The sequence below is a fragment of the Leptospiraceae bacterium genome (assembly GCA_016708435.1).
Classification (GTDB): domain Bacteria; phylum Spirochaetota; class Leptospiria; order Leptospirales; family Leptospiraceae; genus UBA2033.
Genome location: JADJFV010000007.1, coordinates 165,838 through 185,076, shown reverse-complemented (window position 1 = coordinate 185,076; position 19,239 = coordinate 165,838). Strand labels below are relative to the sequence as shown.

Genomic DNA, 19,239 nt, shown 5'->3' with positions numbered 1-19,239 from the left:
TTGTGGAAAAGGAAATCTTTTCATGATTAGGAGAATGTTTGGGATAAAGTTCAAGATACTCGGAGGAAAATTTGGCCGTATATTGAATTGATTTTCCACAAGGGTGAAATTTTTGAAAATCCTGTATTTTTTTGTCATTTGAAATTGAATAAACCTTTTAAGATACTTTAAAAAAGTAATTGTCTGTATACTCCTAGTAAAGCAAGTAGTTAGTAAAATAAAAAATCTCTCATCTAGAAATTTGAAAAAAAGGGCGATGAGAGTAAAAAAGGACAAAAATTATGAAAAAAATAATTTTCTCTCTAACAGTATTATTACTCCTATCTAACTGCGTGTTATTAGATAGCCTTGGACTTAACGTAGTAAAAGAAACAATTCAAGGTTCACAAGCTAAGAACCATATATTGACAGGTGCTCTCATCGGTGCTGCAGCAAGTGGATCTTCCACTACTATCGCAACCTCTATCGCAACTTACAATACAAAGGGGCTTAAGGACTCCAAATTCTATGACAAAGAAGATGTAGATGCATGCGCAGATAAAGTAATTGTGGCTACCAATGCTCTAAGCAATAACCCAATTACAAAAGGAATTGCTATCGGATCCGTTGCTTGCGCTCCCATTCGTGAGCATAAAACATTTGTAGATTGGCCTCTTGAACTCTTTTAATTTTAACCCTTGAAAATGAAGAGCATATCCTTTTTTCTTTTTTCGCGATAGGCTCTGGATTTTCTTTTTTAATTCCAATAGCAGAAAGGTTTGGGTAGACTCTAAAAAAAGTAATTGTCTATATAATCCTTGTAAGGCAAGTAGTTAGTAAATTATAAAAAAGGACAAGAATTATGAAGAAAATTTTTTTCTCTCTCTCTGCTTTGCTATTTGCATCTAACTGTGTATTAATCGATAGCCTTGGGCTGAATGTGGTTAAAGGTACGATAAAAGGCTCTGAAGCCAAAAGTTTAATCTTATCGAGGGCTGTAGCTGGTGCTGCTGCTTCTGGTAACAGTACAGCCATTGCGTCTTCTATAGCGACTTATAATACAAAAGGCTTGAAAGATAGTAAATACTATGATAAAGCCGACGTAGATGATTGCGCTGACAAGATAATCATTATCAACTTCGCAAGCTCAAGTACCGGAGGCATTTCCGCTGGTCAGTTGTTATGCCAAGACATTCATGAACAAAAAATGATTATTGACTGGCCTATTCCTTTACTTTAATCTCCCTTAAAACAAAAAGAGCAGGCTCTTATTGCTAAGAAACCTGCTCCAATATGGGTCTAGATAGTTTTTATATTATCTAAGAAGTTGTAGCACAGACTGAGGTCTTACATTTGCTTGAGCCATCATTGCTGTTCCAGACTGAACCAAAATTTGGTTCTTAGTAAACGCTACAGACTCTTCAGCCATGTCTGCGTCTCTAATCCTTGATTCAGAAGCTTGGATATTTTCATAAGCAACCATTAAGCCTTTAGATGCATGTTCCATTCTGTTTTGGTATGCTCCAAGGTTAGCTCTTTGTTTGTTCACTTTATAAAGTGCATCGTCAATAGTTCCGATTGCATCATTAGCTAGGTCAGCTGTAGAGAGAGATAACATTGTTCCGTCAGGTCTCTTTAATTCAAGAGCTCTAACAGTCATTGTAGCAATGTATACTCTTTCTCTTTGATGCATGTTTGCGCCCATGTGATACCACATAGAAGCAACTCTTGAACCACGAGCGAAGTCACCTTGTAAAAGGTTCATTTTATTGAACTCTGCTTGAGAAGCTATTCTGTCGATTTCGTCAACAAGTTGAGAAACTTCTACTTGTATCATTTGTCTGTCTTGAGGAGTGTAGATACCGTTAGAAGCTTGAATAGCCAATACACGAATTCTTTGAAGAATATCGTTGGTTTCAGTCAGATAACCTTCAGTTGTTTGAATCATAGAGATTCCGTCTTCAGTGTTGCGTTCTGCTTGTCTGAGACCAGAAACCTGGCTTCTCATTTTTTCAGAAACAGCAAGACCAGATGCATCGTCAGCAGCTCTATTGATTCTCATGCCGGAAGAAAGTACTTCCATATTTCTTGAAACTTCATCGTTTTGAAATTTCAAAACCCTGTGCGAGTTAATCGCTGATAAATTGTGGTTGATGATCATAAGTTTCCTCCTTGAAACTGATCACAAGCAACTGTAAGCTTCCTTGCCCACAGTATTTTGTTTTTCTTTGTGTGAATTTTTGTGTCTGATTTTATTTATTTTTGTAATTAATATATCGGAAATGATAAGCCCGTAATTAATTTCGGGAAAATGATAGTGAATTGAGGTTTTTCGTGAAAATTCGAACTAAATCAGAGAATTACGCTGTTTTCTTAGTTGAAAAAAAATGCAAAAAATAAAAATTATTTCCGCTAATAGTATTTTCGGTAGATTTCTGAAAATACTATTAGACTTTTTTTAAAAAGATTTATTAAACTAAGGGAGCCATCTCTGAAGTATTTTGGCTATTGTTCCTTTCACCACTGGTTTTGTAACGTAGTCATCCATTCCGATGCTGAGACATTTCTCTCTGTCGCCTTTCTGAACTGCAGCCGTGAGAGCAATAATCGGAGTTCTTTTATCCGATTCCCATCGTCGGATTTGTGAAGTTGCCTCTAAGCCGCTCATTCCTGGCATTTGTATATCCATTAGTATTAAATCAGGACCCTCTGTTTTGAAAAGCTCTATGGCATCCTGACCGTTCTCGGCTTGCATTAGAATTGAATTTGGTAAAAGGCTTTTAAGAATCGTTTTTGCTAGCAATAGATTGATTGAATCATCATCAACTATCAAAATTCTGTAAGCTTGCAAATTTTTTGATGAATCTTTCTGAAAAATTACATTGTGTGTGTCAGTGGTACTAGAATCTATTTTTCGTAACTTAGAAATCTCCTTCAAGAAAGAGATCGTTTTTACAGGCTTCATGACAAGTAATTGGATTTCAAGGTCGTCTCTATCTTTAAAAAGACTGTCATCGTCAGTTGCATTGTAAAGAAGTATAATCGAAAGCTCCTTCGCTGAAATTCTATTAATATGCCGAATTTGTCTAATCAATTCTAAGCCGTTTGCCCCGGGCATATTGAAGTCAGTTACAACTAAGTCAAACTTTTCTTGTTGTATACTTTTTATCGCATTATCGCTATTATGTGCAACTTTAGTCTGTATTCCCTTTACGCTAAGAATTTCTTTGAGAACATTTGCATTAGAATAATTGTCTTCTACGATAAGAATTCTTTTTATATCAATTAGATCATCCGCTTCAATTAAATCTTCTTCGTCTACTCTTGCGTTTAGTTTAAAAAAGAATTTGCTCCCTTTTCCATGCTCTGTTTCTAATTCCATTTTTGTCTTCATCAATGCAAGAAGGCGGTTGGAAATAGTTAGTCCGAGTCCAGTTCCTCCATACTTGCGAGTAGTTGAGCTGTCTTCTTGGGAAAATGCTTCAAAAATTTTTTGTGAATTTTCTGGTGCAATTCCAATTCCAGTATCTCGGACTGAGAAAACAAATTCTGCTTCCCTTCGTGATGGATTTTTCAAGGCAATTTCAATTTTTAATTCAATTTCTCCATTGACTGTGAATTTTACTGCATTCGATAATAGGTTAATTATTATTTGGCGAAGGCGGACAGAATCAACCCAAATATAACGAGGGAGAGAAGGGGATACATTGAAAATGATTTCCAATTTTTTTTCATGGGCTTTAAATTTAATTACATCAATAGCCTGTCCGGCTAATTCGAATAAGTCAACAGGTTCGATGTTGAGTTCTAATTTTCCTGCTTCAATTTTTGAAAAATCTAAAATATCATTGATTAAATCCAATAAAGAATTGGAAGACTGAAGTATAATTTTCATATACTGTCTTTGAGATTCATTCATTTCTGTCTTTGTTAATAAATCAGTAAAACCAATTACTCCGTTTAGAGGAGTTCGAATTTCATGACTCATATTAGCCAGGAAATCGGACTTTGCATGATTTGCTGCTTCTGCTTGTTTGGTTCTAAGCACAAGCTCTTCGCTTAGTTTTTTTCTTTCTGTAATGTCAAGAAAACTTACGACAGACCCTACTATTTTTTCGTTGATGAATATCGGATAAGACCAATATTCCACAGGAAAAAGTCTGCTGTCTTTTCTTGCAAAGAATTCATTCTCCGAGTGAAATCTTTGTTCTGTCCTAAAAGAATTGAATATGTTACAATCAGTCTCTTTGATTAGAATTCCATTTGAATCAGAGTGTTTGAGCAGGTAATGCATATTTCCCCCAAGCAATTGATCTTGATTCGAATATCCAAGTGTTCTAATACAGGATAGATTGCAGAAACTACAATTTCCATTTAAATCTAATCCGAAAATTGGCTCGGCAGTGGAGTCTAAAAGAATTTGAAACCATTGTGTGCTTTCTTCTAGAGAGTGTGTCATATTTTCCGCAATGACAATTGCCTTACGTTCCGTATTCAAAATAGATTTGGCTAACGCAAAGAGTAAAAAGCTAATAACGAATCCAGAAATAAAAACAATAAATGATCTATTGAAAGCCCAAAAAAAAGTTTTATTACTTGTTTCTGTAAATCTTAGTGTCCATATTGTTTCATTAAACTGGATTGGAATAATGGTCTGGTTGGTATTGAATGTATGGGAATAGTCTTGATTTTCCTTATGACTATCAAATAAAAGGTTACTTTCAATTAGACTCTTGTCATCAAAAATTTCGAGGCGAATAGCATAAGCAGATTCTGAGTCACTTAAAATTCCTTTCATCAGATCATTCATACGATAGGGACTGTAAACCCAACCGAGAATTGCGTTTCTGCGTTCATCAATAGAGTTGATAGGCATATTTTTTTTATAATAGGGGGCATACATCAAGGCTCCCGCTTGCACATCTTTTTCGGTTTCTTGGACTAATGTAACTTTTCTCGAAAGGGATACGGTGTTGTGGTCGCGAGCTTCTTCCATTGCCTTTCGTCGTATTGTCTCAGAAAACATATCATAACCGAAGGCTCGTAAATTTCTGCCTTTAAATGGTTCGAGGAAAATAATGGAAGTATACAATTCGCGATCTCCCGCCGGTCTAATATCATAATCGGGAAATCCTTCCTTCTTGATTCTTTGTAGATGCTGCGTCAATTCAGATTTGTGGATAATAATAGATAACCCAATACCTTGAATACCGGGCAGACTATTCAGTGCTCTTGAGTTGTCTATGTATTCATTCCATTTTTTGCGAGTGACAGAATCGGATGTTCGCATGAACGCAGACCCATTTCTTAAAATCTGTGCATGAGCCTCTAATCGAGTGAGAATCTTTGATTTTAAGTCATGACATAAAAGTGAAAATTCTAATTTACTATTTATTTTAGTATTTTCTCGAATATAATAAGATGCTACAGAATTTATGAAAAGGCTTAATATTAATATGAACCAAGGTAGTCTATTGCTTTTTTCGTGATTCGTTAGGTTTTGAAAATTCATTGGCTTGTTGTTAAGTTCTCGAGAAAAAGGACATTTATCAGAAATTCTTTGGTCACAAATTCACACGAACATTGTAAATTTTTAAAATGAAGCCTGTCAAGAAAAATAAAGGTAGGAGCTAATAAAGCTATGCCCTATAATAGAGAGGGTATTTAGTTTAAATATCTTGAGATATAGCTAGCATAAAAAATAAATGCTAGCTATTCTCATTAACGTTTTTTTAGCTTAGCTCTCCAGATTGTAAAAGTTTTGCTCTACTGTTTCCAACAAACCAATAATAAAGAACAGGAACTGCGAATCTACTTAGGACTGTTGCAGCAATTTCTCCGAACATGAGGCTAATGGCTAATCCTTCGAAAATAGGATCAAAAAGCATAATGAAGCTACCAACCACAACAGCAGCAGCAGTTAGAAGCATAGGTCGAAATCGTATTACTCCCGCACTGATTACAGCTTCTTTTAATTGCATTCCATTCTTTAGTTGCTCTTCGATGAAATCTACAAGGATTATGGAGTTACGCACAATTATCCCCGCTCCTGCGATAAAACCAATCATGGAAGTTGCAGTAAAATAGGCGCCGAGCATTGCATGTCCGGGTAATATTCCAATTAAACTGATAGGAATCGGAGCCATGATAATCAGTGGAACAGTGTAGCTTTTAAACCAACCCAGCACAAGTATATAAATCAATACCATTACAACTGCAAAGGCTCCCCCTAAATCTCTAAATACTTCATAAGTAATAAACCATTCACCATCCCATTTGATAACAGGAGAATTTGTATTCCAAGGGACATCTGCTGTTTGTGTCGGATACTTAATCTTAGGCGCAAGTTTAAGCATCCCATACACAGGAGCTTCTTCTGCACCGGATAATTCGCTCAATACATAAGAAACTGGCTTCAAATTTTTTCGATGTAAAACTTCATTTGCGATAAACTTGGGCTCTTTCAAAAGAGAATCAACTGGAATAACGCCTGACTCAAAAGAGGAAATCCGACTTCCCTGGAAGGGAGAATTTCCAGAGCGAGTTTTATTTTCTAGAGAAAGAGATACTTGTGTTTCTTCAGGAGCATTGGACTCTGCAAGAGAAAGGAGTGGAGTTTCTCTAAAAATAAAAGAACCGAGTCCAACTACTTGCATTGATCTCGCTCCCATAACTCCACCTTTTATCTGGTCGTAATCATAAACCTTTCTAGTTTTTCCTTCTCTCCAGGAATAATCCAAGTCAACAACAGATTTTTCAGAAGCGAAAATTTCTAGAATTTCCTTTGCGACACGGCGCCTATCGTTCTCTGTCGGACCGTATACTTCTGCGACCATTGTAGACATGACTGGAGGTCCTGGAGGAATTTCTAGGACTTTAGTAACGGCATTTTTTTCTTTTCCAAATTCAGCAATGATAGGGCGAAGTTTTTCAATGATTTTATGACTGGATTCTTTGCGTTTGCCTTTATCCGACAAAAGAATTTGAAGATCATTCATGTATTCTTCATTTCGCAAAAATGTATGTTTTACCATTCCTGAAAAAGAGAAGGGCGCACTTTCGCCTCCATAGATTTGAATCTTTTTTATCTCAGGCTCTTTTAAAAGTTTTTGAGATAATTCCTTTGACCAGGCAACGCTTTTTTCTAAGGGTGTGTCTGTAGGGTAATCGATGATTACCTGAAATTCATTTTTATTATCGAATGGTAGCATTTTTACTTTTACAGCTTTAAAATAAATAAAGCTAAACGAAAGAAGTAAGAGTATAATGCTGATTACCCCGAAATAGAATGCAGACATTTTTTTCCCGAGAAGCATTTCAGCAAAGGAAATATAGAGTCTATCTAAAAAGCTCACTTTGGATTTGTCCATAGGATCAATTTCTTCTTTATCTGAATGAGCATTTGGTTGTTTTAAAAGTCGAACAGATGCCCATGGCGTTACAATGAACGCAACGAACAAAGAGAGAATCATTGCAAGACTTGCCCCGACAGGAATTGGTTTCATATAAGGACCCATGAGTCCACGCACAAATGCCATTGGAAGAATTGCGCCAATGACTGTAAAGGTTGCAAGTATTGTTGGATTTCCAACTTCTGAAACTGCATTAATCGTTGCTTTTAAGATTCCTAATTCAGGATTCAAATGTAGATGTCGCTCAACGTTCTCAACAACCACAATTGCATCATCGACTAAAATCCCAATAGAGAAGATGAGGGCAAAGAGTGTAACCCGATTTAGTGTGTAACCCATAAAATAATAGATGGCGAGTGTGAGAGCAAGTGTTACTGGAATTGCAATCGAAACTACAATGGCGGCTCTGATACCCATTACAATTGCAATCAGAAGAGTCACGGAGAACGTTGCTATAAGTAAATGCTCTATTAGCTCAAAAGATTTTTCTTCTGCTGTAGAGCCATAATTTCTAACGATTGACATTTTTATATCAGGAGGCAAATCTTTCGAGAATAGATTCGCTCTTTCTAGTAAATCTTTTGCGAGGATAACAACGTTAGTCCCTTTACGTTTTGCAAATACGATAGAGACTGCATTTCTAACTTCGCTTGATAAGTCTTTGTCGTATAATACCGATAATCTGCTTCTTTCTTCTGCGCCTAGTTCTACTCTTGCAATATCTTTAAGTCTAACAACGCTTCCCCCCCTTTGCCCTATGGCTAGATTTCCGACTTCTTCTTTAGAAGATACTCTCCCTCCGACTTCGACTTGAAATTCCTTTTCTTTTGAAAATGTTTTTCCCATTGGAAAATAGGCGTCACTCATTTTTAAACTCATAGCTACATCAGAAATAGAAACTCCAAATGCAGAAGCCTTGGCAGGGTCTACAATGACTCTAACCGTGTCCTTTCTTCCTCCTAATAATTCTACGCGAGATAAATCAGGAGTGCTTGAAAGTTCTCTAGCGAGCGGTGCGATTTTTTTTCTAAGGTCATAATCATCTCTTGTCTCCGAGCTAAAACTTAGTGTTAGGAAAGGCACATCGTCAATCGTAAACGAACTAACTTTGGGAGGAAGAACGTTAGCCGGCAATTCTTGCCTGATTTCCATTAACTTATGATGAACTTTTACGAGAGATGGTTCGGTTGGCTCTCCTACTTTAAATCGAACTGTAATTATACTACCATGGGCTTGGCTTGCGGAATACACGTATTCGACTCCATCGAGTCCCCAGACAGCTCTCTCAATTGGTTCTGTAACTTTTCTTTCTACTTCCTTTGCCTCAAACCCAGGAGCACCAATTCGAATATCAACCATTGGTACAGAGATTTGTGGTTCTTCTTCTTTTGGAGTAAGAAAAAAAGAGAATATCCCAAGTAAGATGCTCACGATAGCTATGACTGGAGTCAGTCTTGAATTTATAAATTTTTCAGCCAGATTTCCGGCGAATCCTTTTTCTAATTTACTCATTTTTAATTCCTTCTAGATTTGTTTCGGATAATGTTAGTAAGCCTGCTCTGGCTTTTAAATATTCAGATTCAATATTTGCCTTTGCTTGAATGATGTCTGCTCTTCTGGAAAATACTTCTGATAGCTGAATTGCATTGATTGCCCCACTGCTAAAAAGTTGTTGGCTAACATTGAGTTGCTCTTCCATGAGTTTTGCATTTTCTTGAATTAATTCTAGATTTTTACTCAGTGCTTTTTCCATTTGAATAAGAGATTTTATTTTTGCTTCTTCATTTCGAATTGTTTCTTCCACTCTTTCTTGCATCGCTTTGCTATTTATTTTTGCTTGCTCTATCGAATCTAAATCCCCGGGAGAATAAAGATTCATCTGAATATAAAACCCTGCATTAAAGGATGTGGCAACGGATCGTTCGCCTCTATATGCATAGGATTCTCCGTAGACTCCCACCTTAGGGAGGATTCTTGCTTTTTCAGCTTCTGCTTGTTCGGTTGCACCATCAGCGTAAGCTTTCATTGCTTTTGCCATATAGGATTTTTCTGGCGCGGATAATTTTAAGTATTCGTCAGCGAATGAATTTGTGCTTTGTAGTTTAAGATTCCAATTAGAAGGTAAATTCCCCGAAGAGGATTCTATAGAAGATTTTATAGATTCAATTCTCGCAGCGGTTTCTTCCTTTATCCCTTCGATTCGATTTTTTAGACTCTTTAGTGCTATACCGCCGGAGTAACCAACCGGATTCCCACGATTGCCAAGTTGGTAACGACTTAGGATCGTATTTACTGTTTTGTCTAGAGCTGCAATTTTTTCCTGTTGATCGTAAAGAGAAATTAGAGTTCCATACATCGCAGCAGAATTTGCGTATTCGTTTAGGCTTACAAATTTATTTTCTAATTGTTTCCCTTCTGCTTGTTTTTCGAATGCTTTAGCAACTGCTTTTTTAGAGCCTCCTTCATAGATGGAGAAATCAACTCCGAGCGTTCCTCTCTGGTATGTGTTCGTGCCCGGATTATTAAGAGTATCCGGTGCGAATAGATTGAGTGTATTGTAATTGGGAGTGGTATACAGGTTATTATTCGTATCAATAAAATTACTCGGTTGAGTTCGAACACTCTTTGTCGAAAAATCAGAATTAGTCGCTGCTCTTTGTCCCAGGTTTGAGAAAAAATTCAACGCTGGATCGTTCGTTGTATAATTTCTAGCATCTGCATAAATTCTAGGTAGCCAATGCTTGGATGCTTTATTGCTAGATATTTTTGCTGCTCTTGATTCTAGAGATAATGCTTTTTGCGTATGTGAATTTTCCCTTATTTTTTCCCAAATTTTTCCGAAATCAAGCGTTTGTGCTTCCTGTGCTTTCAAACCTGTGATTCCTGAAAAAATAAAAATTCCTAAAAGAATACTCATTCGAGGGATTCTCTCTACGTATAACCTCTTAAAATTTGCTATCATTGTTTTATCTTCTCCATGCATATATACCATGGGGGGTATTGTATCTAATAAATCAAATTATTTTTTTTCTCTTGCCTAAAAAAATAAGATACCCCGTATGGTATATTAAAAGGAGTGTGTATGTTTTTAGCTAAAACTGATAATTGGTATATGGAGAGAATCATTTGGCTTTTAGCCGGTGTATTTACAATCGCAAGTGTTGGATTGGGAGTATTTGTTCACCCCTATTGGCTTATTTTGACTGGAATTGTAGGACTCAATCAGGTTGTCCTGTCATTAACTGGATTTTGTCCGATGACAATCTTTTTGAATAGCCTCGGCTGTAAGTCTAGAATTCAATGAAAAACTGATTATAGCTAGCATGGAGTGAAAAAGGGTGGATTTTTAGACTAAAAAAACCTAGAAGTAAAGAATTTAGTTGAATCTATAGAGTTATTTGAAAGACTTTTCTTGCTATTGGAAAAGAACTCTATTATGTCCACCTTTGATTCAATTAAAATCAAACAGAACATATTTCTAGGTTTAGGTCTTGGAATACAGATTATTCTTTGGAATTTGTTTTACGGGTATTTTGCCAATTTTGTCTATTTAGTTCTCTTTTTTATTTCAAATATATGTTTGTTTTGGGCAGTCACCAAATTTCTTAAAAAATCTGAAAGTGAAAAAAGGTCGCAAGAACCGGTATCAAGTCATCATATCCTATCTTCCATAGGCGGAATCATTTGGGAGGCAAATGCTGATTCGCTTCAATACACTTTCATTGAAGGCAATTCAGAAAACCTACTCGGCTATACAAAAGAAGAGTGGACAAGCGTTGATTTTTGGGTAAACAACGTTTATTCACAAGATAAAGAGCCAACATTAAAAAAATTCCGTGAGATTTTAAAAAATAAAAAATCAAATTTTCTAGAATATAGATTTTTCACTAAACACAGAAAGTTAAGTTGGATCAGAGATACCATTGGAGTCATTAACAATGAAGTCAAACCGCCCCTAGTGCAAGGAATTATGATTGACATTACAGATCATAAGAAAAATGAAAACTTACTTCAATTTCATAGTGATATTCTAAATAAAATGTCAGAAGGTGTTTTTCTTTTAAGAACGGATGATGCAAGTATTATCTACACAAATCCAAGTTTTGACTCGATGTTTGGTTATGAAACAGGAGAATTAATTGGAAAGCATGTCAGTATTCTAAATTCATCCGAAATTAAACCAAGTGAATCAATAGCAGAAGAAATAAACGCAGTTCTCTATAAAGACGGATTTTGGAGTGGGGAAGTTTTCAATCGAACGAAAAATGGAATATCGTTTTGGTGCGCGGTAAATGTATCTGAATACGAGCATCCTGAGTATGGATTGGTTTGGATTTCTGTTCATAATGAAATTTCTAAACGAAAAAAAATTGAAGCTGACTTACTTAAAGCTAAGCTAATTGCAGAAGAGGCTAACGCAGCGAAATCGGAATTTCTAGCTAAAATGAGTCATGAAATAAGGACGCCGCTAAATAGCATACTCGGAATGACCTCTCTCTTGGTCGAATCAGGATTATCCGCTCGCGAAAAAAATTATGCACAAATAGCATTTACAGGTGCTGAATTACTACTCAATATTGTAAATGACATCATGGATTTTTCAAAAATCGAATCAGGCAAAATTGAAATTGAGAGTATATGAATTAGCCTCACAGAAATTTCCGATTCAATTTATGAAATGTTCTATGAAAGAGCATCTGAGAAGGGAATCGAATTTAAATCGAGTATAGATAAAACAATAGCAGAAAATTTAATTGGAGATTCTTATAGGTTACGGCAAATATTGATAAACCTTATCGGAAATGCGTTGAAGTTTACATCAGTTGGAAAAGTTCAATTAAAGATTAAATTAGAAAATGAATCAGAGGATTTTCAAGAAATTCTTTTTACAATTTCAGATACTGGAATCGGGATGGATGATGATGTAAAGAGAAGACTGTTTGAGAGTTTTTACCAAAGAGATTCCTCTATAACCAGAAAATATGGAGGTGTTGGATTAGGACTTTCTATCTGCAAACAATTGATTGATTTGATGGGTGGAAAAATTTGGGTAGAGAGTCAAGAAGGGAAGGGCTCCAAGTTTTACTTTAGATTAAAATTGGAAAGAAAGGATACTCATAATTATTCCCAATATCATAATATTCAGTTGTTAAGAAATGATCCTAGTTCAAAGGTTGAATTTAAGAAAAAGGAAGTCTCAATCGTAAAAAATATAAACATTCGTGTTCTTGTTGTAGATGATGATGTTTTGAACGCAACGATGATGACTCAGATTTTGCAGAATAAAGGAATTCTAAAAATTAAACATTCTTATAATGGACTCGAGGCAATCAAAGACTTCAAAGAGTCAGAATACGATCTTGTTCTAATGGATATTAGAATGCCGGAAATGGACGGATACGAAAGCACGCGAGTATTACGCCAAATAAGTCAAGTCCCCATTGTTGCAGTTACTGCAGAGGCACTCGAAGGAGAAAAAGAAAAATGCCTACTTGCCGGTATGAGTGATTTTTATACCAAGCCAATATCTGTTAGAACTTTAGTTAAAATTCTAAACGATTGGACTTGAGTTATGTTTTGTAATTTCTTAAAAATATTCTCTTGAAGGAAAACATTGTATATGAGACCTTGTTAGTTACTTATCTATTGAAATCATTTAGGAGAGAATTTGAATGAGTAAAATCAAGGTTAAAACACCATTAGTCGAAATGGACGGGGACGAGATGACCCGCGTGATCTGGAAAGAAATAAAAGACAGGTTCATTCATCCATTTTTGGATATCGAGCTAGAATACTATGATCTTTCCGTAACACATAGAGACAAAACCGACGACAAGGTGACAGTTGATTCCGCACAGGCAACACTCAAGCATGGAGTGGCTGTAAAATGTGCGACTATTACGCCTAACGCAGACAGAGTAAAAGAATACAGTCTCAAAAAAGAATGGCCTTCGCCAAATGGAACCATTCGTTCAATACTCGATGGAACTGTGTTTAGAAAACCAATTATCATTAACAATATTCCAGCAGCAGTTAGATCATGGAAACAACCAATTAGTATTGGTCGTCATGCTTATGGTGACATTTATAAGAACGTTGAGCTTCTAATACCAGGTCCGGGCAAAGTAGAGTTAGTCTACACTGATGCAAGTGGAACCGAAAAACAAAGAGTTCTTGTTCACGATTACAAGGGAGCGGGGGTAACAATGGGTATGCACAACTTGGATAAATCCATTATCAGTTTTGCAAAATCTTGCTTCAATTATGCGTTATCCGAAAAGATTGATTTATGGTTTGCAACCAAGGACACTATCTCGAAAAAATACCACGCTCGGTTTCGCGCGATCTTTGATGAGATGGCTGTAGAAAAAGAGGCTGAACTCAAAGCGGCGGGGATAACATACAGTTACTTCTTGATTGATGATGCAGTGGCACAAATCATGAAACACCAAGGTGGAATGCTATGGGCACTCATGAACTATGACGGAGACGTTATGAGTGATATGGTTGCTTCAGGATTTGGTTCGCTCGGTCTTATGACTTCTGTGTTGGTTTCTCCGGAAGGAAAATACGAATACGAAGCAGCGCACGGAACCGTTACCCGCCATTACCGCAAATACCAAAAAGGCGAAACTACTTCTACAAACTCTGTAGCATCTATTTTTGCCTGGACAGGTGCGATTGCAAAACGCGGAGAACTCGACGGAACTCCTGAGGTTACCGCGTTTGCCCACAAGCTCGAAAAAGCAGTGATCGATACAATCGAAGCAGGGGAGATGACAAAAGATTTAATTTCTCTAAGCACTGCATCTTCTAAAAAAGAACTCGACACTTTCCAATTCATGGAAGCTGTTGCGAAGAAATTGAAATAACACTTCGACACGTTCTGAAGGCGCGGAAACGTTTCCGCGTCTTCAATATAACGTTTAAAATATGCATTCATTTTTAGAACTTAAAACTCCAAAGGACTCTGTTGCTACTTCTTTAAATAATAAAACAGCGTTTATACTCTATCAGCAAATTCAAAAAAGTTCCACTGTAACCAATTCTAAAACAGGAAATCTTTTTTTAGATCCAGAGCAAGTGCCGGGATTAAAAGTTGATATGCGGTCTGACATTGTTTATCCGATGAAGCGGTTAATCGAAGATAAACTTATTTTGCATTTATTCTATTTAAGTTATTTAGATAGAAAAGAAATTAAAATAAATTCTTGCTTTATTGCTTCTCCCATTGAAAAAACAGAGAGCATAGATACAATTTATAAAAACATTGTAAATATTTCAGTTCAAAATATTTTGGAGCTAATAGAATTTAACCCCAAATACAACGAAAAATCTTTTAGAGATGAACTCTTAATAAACTTAAAACAAAATCTTCCGCTCGCACAGGGAAATTATCCAATTAGTTTTATTAAACTTTTTCCTGAAATGCAGGACTCAGTCAACGACATACCGCTAAATCCGAAAATAAAAGAAACCATACTAGAAGATATTGAAGAAGAATTAATACTTCGAAATAAGATTGTTAAACTTGGCATTGGACTTTATTTTCCAATGACTCCAAGTATGATGATTGAAAAATTTAGAATTGCAGATGAGTTTATAAAAAGTGAAATTGCTCCTATCTATTATTCGGTTGTTGGAAAAGATTTAGAAGCAATTCAAAAGCAAGAAGATATTTATCAAATGGAACCTTTTCATGAGCCAACGACTTCTTTTAAAAAAGAAAGAGCTGAAATTCTGCATCGTGTGATTTCTCCGTATTATCCGGAAAATTATTCGGGTGAGTTGGCAATCATGACAGTTCTACTATTTGAAAAGTTTGCACTTGAGTATTTGATCCAAAAAGAAGAGACCTTGATTGAGGAAGAAGTTGAGAAAATGAGATCAAAGTTCTTAGAGCCTTCTAAGAGTTGGAAAGAGATCATTCAATTCATAGGAGAAGATAGGGTAAATGAAGTTCATCCGAAAGTTTGGGACAAATTAAAAGGAGATTTCTCTCTTGTTTTTGCTTCTTGGTTTATGCCAAAGCAAGAAGTATATGTATTCGCACCTAGAAAAATTTCTGCTTTTTTGAATTGCATCAAGGATATGAATGTTCAAATGCCGGATCCAACTTGGAAAATACTTGCGTTTAAAAATTTGCTAGAGACAAACGAGCATTATCTCCAGGGACTATTTAGCAACAAAGACACAATTCAGCTCTATGGAAATTTACTCAGTAAGGCTTACATCGAATATTTTCCCTGGTATTATCCTATTTTCATATACTTTAATTATTTTAAGAATCTTTTCTTTGCTACCGCGAAGAAAAAAATACAATCCGAACAATGGGAGCTTGAATCCAGGAATAGATCTAGAAAGAGAGATGCAGAGAAAGCGAAGATTATAAAATACAAAAAATTCACAGAAGAAAAAGTAATTGAGACTCGCAGAAAAGAAGTGGTTGAGTGTATGGATTATTTCTACTTCAAAGAAAATGTAATTCCGACAAGGCAAATGCTCATTCAAAAATGTAGACTCCAAAATTCAGAAGTGTTATCTGCTACACTAAAAAAATTTGCATTTCAGATTATTTCTATTCCCGGGGAAGAGAAAAATGATAGGCAGGCAATTCTTTATCCAATGGATCATGAATGGAGAGGAAAAGAATCTCGTCTAAAAAAAATGCTTTCGAAAAAAATTGAATCTCTAGAGATGAGTCTCTCTGCTGATAAAAAAATAATCACTCCTTATAAACTAGTATTAAGTCATATCCTTGACTACAATCGATTGCATATGAAAGAAGAAGTATCAGAAGATCAATTGGGCGATCTTTAAATTTTAAAATACAGTTAGAGACAACGTAGAAGTTTCCCTCTACGTTTTCTTTTCATTGTTTAGATAAAAATGGCATCTACATTAGATGAATTTTTTAATAAGCACGACCGCTACTTCCAAAGAGTTCGTTTATTGTGTCAGTACAGAATCCAGTAGAACTCGACCAAAAAATCAATTGAAGATTTGGTTTTTCCGAGCGAATTTCGGATGGTGAGAAACTGATATCGATGCCTTCACTACCATTTTCATTCATGCAAATTTCTTCACGAAACTCGTCTTTGGCGGTTGCATCACAACCCTGTTTTTGGAATTGTCCTATGTAAAGTTGTCCTTTGGGTTGTCGCCAAGTATTTGGTTTATCGGAACCACAGGTGTCTCCTGGCATTGTATACGAATGAACAAACTCGCCCGAATAATCGCCCTTACGCGTTAGGTTTGGGTGTAGACGAAAGATTTCGAGTGTAGTCCAATACTTATTACCCGATTGAAATTGATATTTCATCATCCCTGTTGATTCGTCAAATCCTCCATCACCAAATTTTAAAGCAGTGAGCATAACACCTTTGTAATATTCGTTATTCTTCATTACTTCTCTATAGTCTTTTGGAATTTGGGAAACAAATTCTTTTAAGCCCGGACCACCGGCAAGCAGATAAGCAGGAGTTTCCGCTGGACTGATTGAAATCTCTTTGTCTTTTAGTTTTAAAGTAAATCCTATCGAGCCGTTATCCTCTAAAGCGGTAACAGATTCGATTGTGTTTTCTTCTGCGGCACCAGCATTTGTAAAACTAACTTTAACTCCGTCTTTACCTAGAATATCGATTTTTAAATCAGAATCTGCTCCTGCGAGAGTATACTTAGAATTCTTAAGAACTTCTTGTAAAATTCTTTCTTGGATAAATGGAATTTTCTTTAATCGATTGAACTGGTCTACTAAGCCTTTGTAAGATTGGGAGCGCATTGGAAAACCAGTTATAATCTTTTTTTCACCTGCATCATTGTAATTGCGAATAGTTGTGATTAGCTCCTCAGTCAGACCGGTTACTCTTGCTTCTTCTCCTTCTTTTCTCTTATTTAGCACAGCATATTTTTTAAATACTAAATCATAGCGAGAATCTGTGTAGGCAGGGTCTTTGACAAGTTCTCCAACCATTAATAATTCAGAGAGAATTTGAGAACGGTCATCTGCATTTTTGACTAAGGCAGCAATGGCTAAAAACAAAGCGTCTGAGATTACAGTTACTTTGTCTTTTTTGGCTGGATTTGTAATCCAATCTCTTGTAGTTGCCGCATCATTGATTAAATCAGATTCGACTAATATTGCTTTGCCCATTTTTTCTGCGTACGAGACTTGTCCGGAGTTAATATCACTGAGAGATGAGCCAAGAATTTCAGTTCCATTGATATAAGCTTCGTTTTCTCCACATCCTTCTTTGAATTTTGGTGGACATTTAATTTCAAAGTAGGTTACTATTGATTTGTCTTTAAGGGTGATTTCAATTTGAGCATTGACAGTCATTAAGTCTGCTTCTTTGATTTCCCCGACTGGCTTGTCTTTAGATTCCATTTTTTTGTAAACTGGAATTCCAAAACTAGACTTTGCAAAAAGAATTGATTTTGGTTTTTCAAACTTAGTGACTTTCTTCTTTGGACCACAGCTAATCGCTGTTAGACAACTAACTACAATTGCTAAGAGTAGTAAAATTTTATATTTTGATTTCATTGAATTCCTCTAATTTTATATTTTAATAACTTTCGATGACTTGAATAAACTCACCGAATATAAATCCTTTTTTTCCATCTTCTGTTTTAATATTATACCAGAAGTTTTCCATTTCCTCGCCTTTGGCATTCTTTACGATATACTTCTTTGCTTCTCGTTTTAGAATTTCGACAACAGCATTTCCTTTTAACGATGTAGCTACGGAAGAACGGTCATTAGCCTCTGAGCGAACATTAAGACTATCAGCTACATTTACAATAGCGTATTGTTTGGCAGCTTTGGCTTTTTTTAAAATCTTTCCTATCTCAGCCATTGCTGTATGATTAGGATTGTCTCTTTTAAATCGAATGAGTGTTGGAATTACCTTTTCGGCTTTGTAATTGCCTAGTGCTTCGATTGCTGTTTTACTAATGTCTTCATTTGGGTTGGCTAGATTCTTTTCAATTTCGGCTAACGCATCGTTTAATTCTACTTGTCCAGCTACACGAAGACAGGCTGTTACTAAATCTACATTTGCATCCGAGCAGAATTTCTTTACATGCTTCCATTCTTCGTGTGCTTTGATCTTAGCAATTCCTTCGAGCGCATACCACTGCGTATCCTTATTCTTAGAGTTCAGAGCTTCTCTAAGCATAGATGCATTTCCAAGTTTTGCTGTTTTAGAAAGACCTTTTATTGCACTGTCACGAATTTTTTCGTTTTTGTCTTTGTAGGCTTTTTCAAAATGAGCCAGGCTTTTTTGAGCACCTATTTCTGCTAACGCTTCAATACTTGCTTCTCTTACATAAATATCATCTGTATCAAAAGCTTTTTGTAGTTCATCTACTCCCTGTTTGACACTACCGAGGGCAGACGCTGCGGCAGATCGTAATTTGCTCGATTCTCCTTGGGTTAATACAGAAATTAAAAACTTACTTTGCTTTGCATCTCCGCTTTTTTTAATCTCTTCTAAAATGGAAATTTTTTCTTCATCGTCCTTTGCATTTTTGAAATTCTCTTTGTAGTCTTGTGCCAACAGACTAAAGGAACAAACTGCTAATAGACATATACTAGTGATTTTAACTCTCAAAACTCAACTTCTCCTTTTTTGCTTTTTTCTATTTGGAAAAATATTTCCTTAATGGTCAAGAAGAAAAGTCAGCCAAGGTAAGTAAATGATTGTTAAAAAAATGCGATAGTGATCAAACCGGCGTCAATATTTTGTGAATGCAAAATATTGACGATAGGTGCGAGCACGGCGGCTCTTTTGCAATGTAGGGAACGGTTTCAAACCGTTCCCTACGTCGATAAAGACGCCGCAACGCC

At 36.0% G+C, this 19,239-nt stretch carries 13 protein-coding genes; 7 read left to right on the top strand and 6 right to left on the bottom strand.

Annotation, left to right across the window (positions count from 1 at the left end; translation table 11 throughout):
• Nucleotides 1-281: 281 nt before the first annotated feature.
• Together IPH52_12685 and IPH52_12680 are read left to right on the top strand one after the other, a co-directional pair.
• Complete coding sequence (locus IPH52_12685; protein ID MBK7055884.1) at nucleotides 282-668, top strand: TIGR04452 family lipoprotein; 387 nt, start codon at nucleotides 282-284, stop codon at nucleotides 666-668.
• 173 nt (nucleotides 669-841) lie between these two features.
• Nucleotides 842-1,219: a TIGR04452 family lipoprotein gene (locus IPH52_12680; protein ID MBK7055883.1), complete on the top strand. Its 378-nt coding sequence runs from the start codon at nucleotides 842-844 to the stop codon at nucleotides 1,217-1,219.
• Between the two features lie 75 nt (nucleotides 1,220-1,294).
• On the opposite strand, the gene IPH52_12675 is transcribed toward IPH52_12680, so the two are convergent.
• The 4 genes from IPH52_12675 to IPH52_12660 form a co-directional block, all read right to left on the bottom strand.
• On the bottom strand, nucleotides 1,295-2,140 hold the full coding sequence (locus IPH52_12675) for a flagellin (protein MBK7055882.1): 846 nt from the start codon (nucleotides 2,138-2,140) through the stop codon (nucleotides 1,295-1,297).
• Nucleotides 2,141-2,455: 315 nt separating this feature from the next.
• On the bottom strand, nucleotides 2,456-5,269 hold the full coding sequence (locus IPH52_12670; protein MBK7055881.1) for a CHASE domain-containing protein: 2,814 nt from the start codon (nucleotides 5,267-5,269) through the stop codon (nucleotides 2,456-2,458).
• 442 nt (nucleotides 5,270-5,711) lie between these two features.
• Nucleotides 5,712-8,903: an efflux RND transporter permease subunit gene (locus IPH52_12665; GenBank protein MBK7055880.1), complete on the bottom strand. Its 3,192-nt coding sequence runs from the start codon at nucleotides 8,901-8,903 to the stop codon at nucleotides 5,712-5,714.
• Nucleotides 8,896-10,308, bottom strand: a complete 1,413-nt coding sequence (locus IPH52_12660) for a TolC family protein (protein MBK7055879.1) — start codon at nucleotides 10,306-10,308, stop codon at nucleotides 8,896-8,898. The genes IPH52_12665 and IPH52_12660 overlap by 8 nt, the downstream gene beginning before the upstream one ends.
• Before the next feature lie 165 nt (nucleotides 10,309-10,473).
• Between IPH52_12660 and IPH52_12655 the strand changes: the two genes are divergently transcribed.
• From IPH52_12655 to IPH52_12635, 5 genes are all read left to right on the top strand, one after another.
• Nucleotides 10,474-10,695, top strand: a complete 222-nt coding sequence (locus IPH52_12655; GenBank protein ID MBK7055878.1) for a DUF2892 domain-containing protein — start codon at nucleotides 10,474-10,476, stop codon at nucleotides 10,693-10,695.
• 132 nt (nucleotides 10,696-10,827) lie between these two features.
• On the top strand, nucleotides 10,828-12,033 hold the full coding sequence (locus IPH52_12650) for a PAS domain S-box protein (protein ID MBK7055877.1): 1,206 nt from the start codon (nucleotides 10,828-10,830) through the stop codon (nucleotides 12,031-12,033).
• 36 nt (nucleotides 12,034-12,069) lie between these two features.
• Nucleotides 12,070-12,960 carry a response regulator gene (locus IPH52_12645; protein MBK7055876.1) on the top strand — a complete coding sequence of 297 codons (891 nt, stop codon included), beginning with the start codon at nucleotides 12,070-12,072 and terminating at the stop codon, nucleotides 12,958-12,960.
• 103 nt (nucleotides 12,961-13,063) lie between these two features.
• Nucleotides 13,064-14,263 (top strand): NADP-dependent isocitrate dehydrogenase, encoded by a 1,200-nt coding sequence (locus IPH52_12640; protein MBK7055875.1) that lies wholly within the window; start codon nucleotides 13,064-13,066, stop codon nucleotides 14,261-14,263.
• A gap of 61 nt (nucleotides 14,264-14,324) precedes the next feature.
• The gene (locus tag IPH52_12635) at nucleotides 14,325-16,211 is read left to right on the top strand and encodes a hypothetical protein (GenBank protein MBK7055874.1); all 1,887 of its coding nucleotides are present in this window, start codon (nucleotides 14,325-14,327) and stop codon (nucleotides 16,209-16,211) included.
• Between the two features lie 94 nt (nucleotides 16,212-16,305).
• Here IPH52_12635 and IPH52_12630 read toward each other — a convergent pair whose 3' ends face one another.
• Both IPH52_12630 and IPH52_12625 read right to left on the bottom strand, forming a co-directional pair.
• The gene (locus tag IPH52_12630; protein MBK7055873.1) at nucleotides 16,306-17,934 is read right to left on the bottom strand and encodes a hypothetical protein; all 1,629 of its coding nucleotides are present in this window, start codon (nucleotides 17,932-17,934) and stop codon (nucleotides 16,306-16,308) included.
• A 22-nt stretch (nucleotides 17,935-17,956) separates the two neighbouring features.
• Nucleotides 17,957-19,003, bottom strand: coding sequence for an SH3 domain-containing protein (locus IPH52_12625; protein ID MBK7055872.1), 1,047 nt, complete (start codon nucleotides 19,001-19,003; stop codon nucleotides 17,957-17,959).
• Between the last annotated feature and the right edge of the window lie 236 nt (nucleotides 19,004-19,239).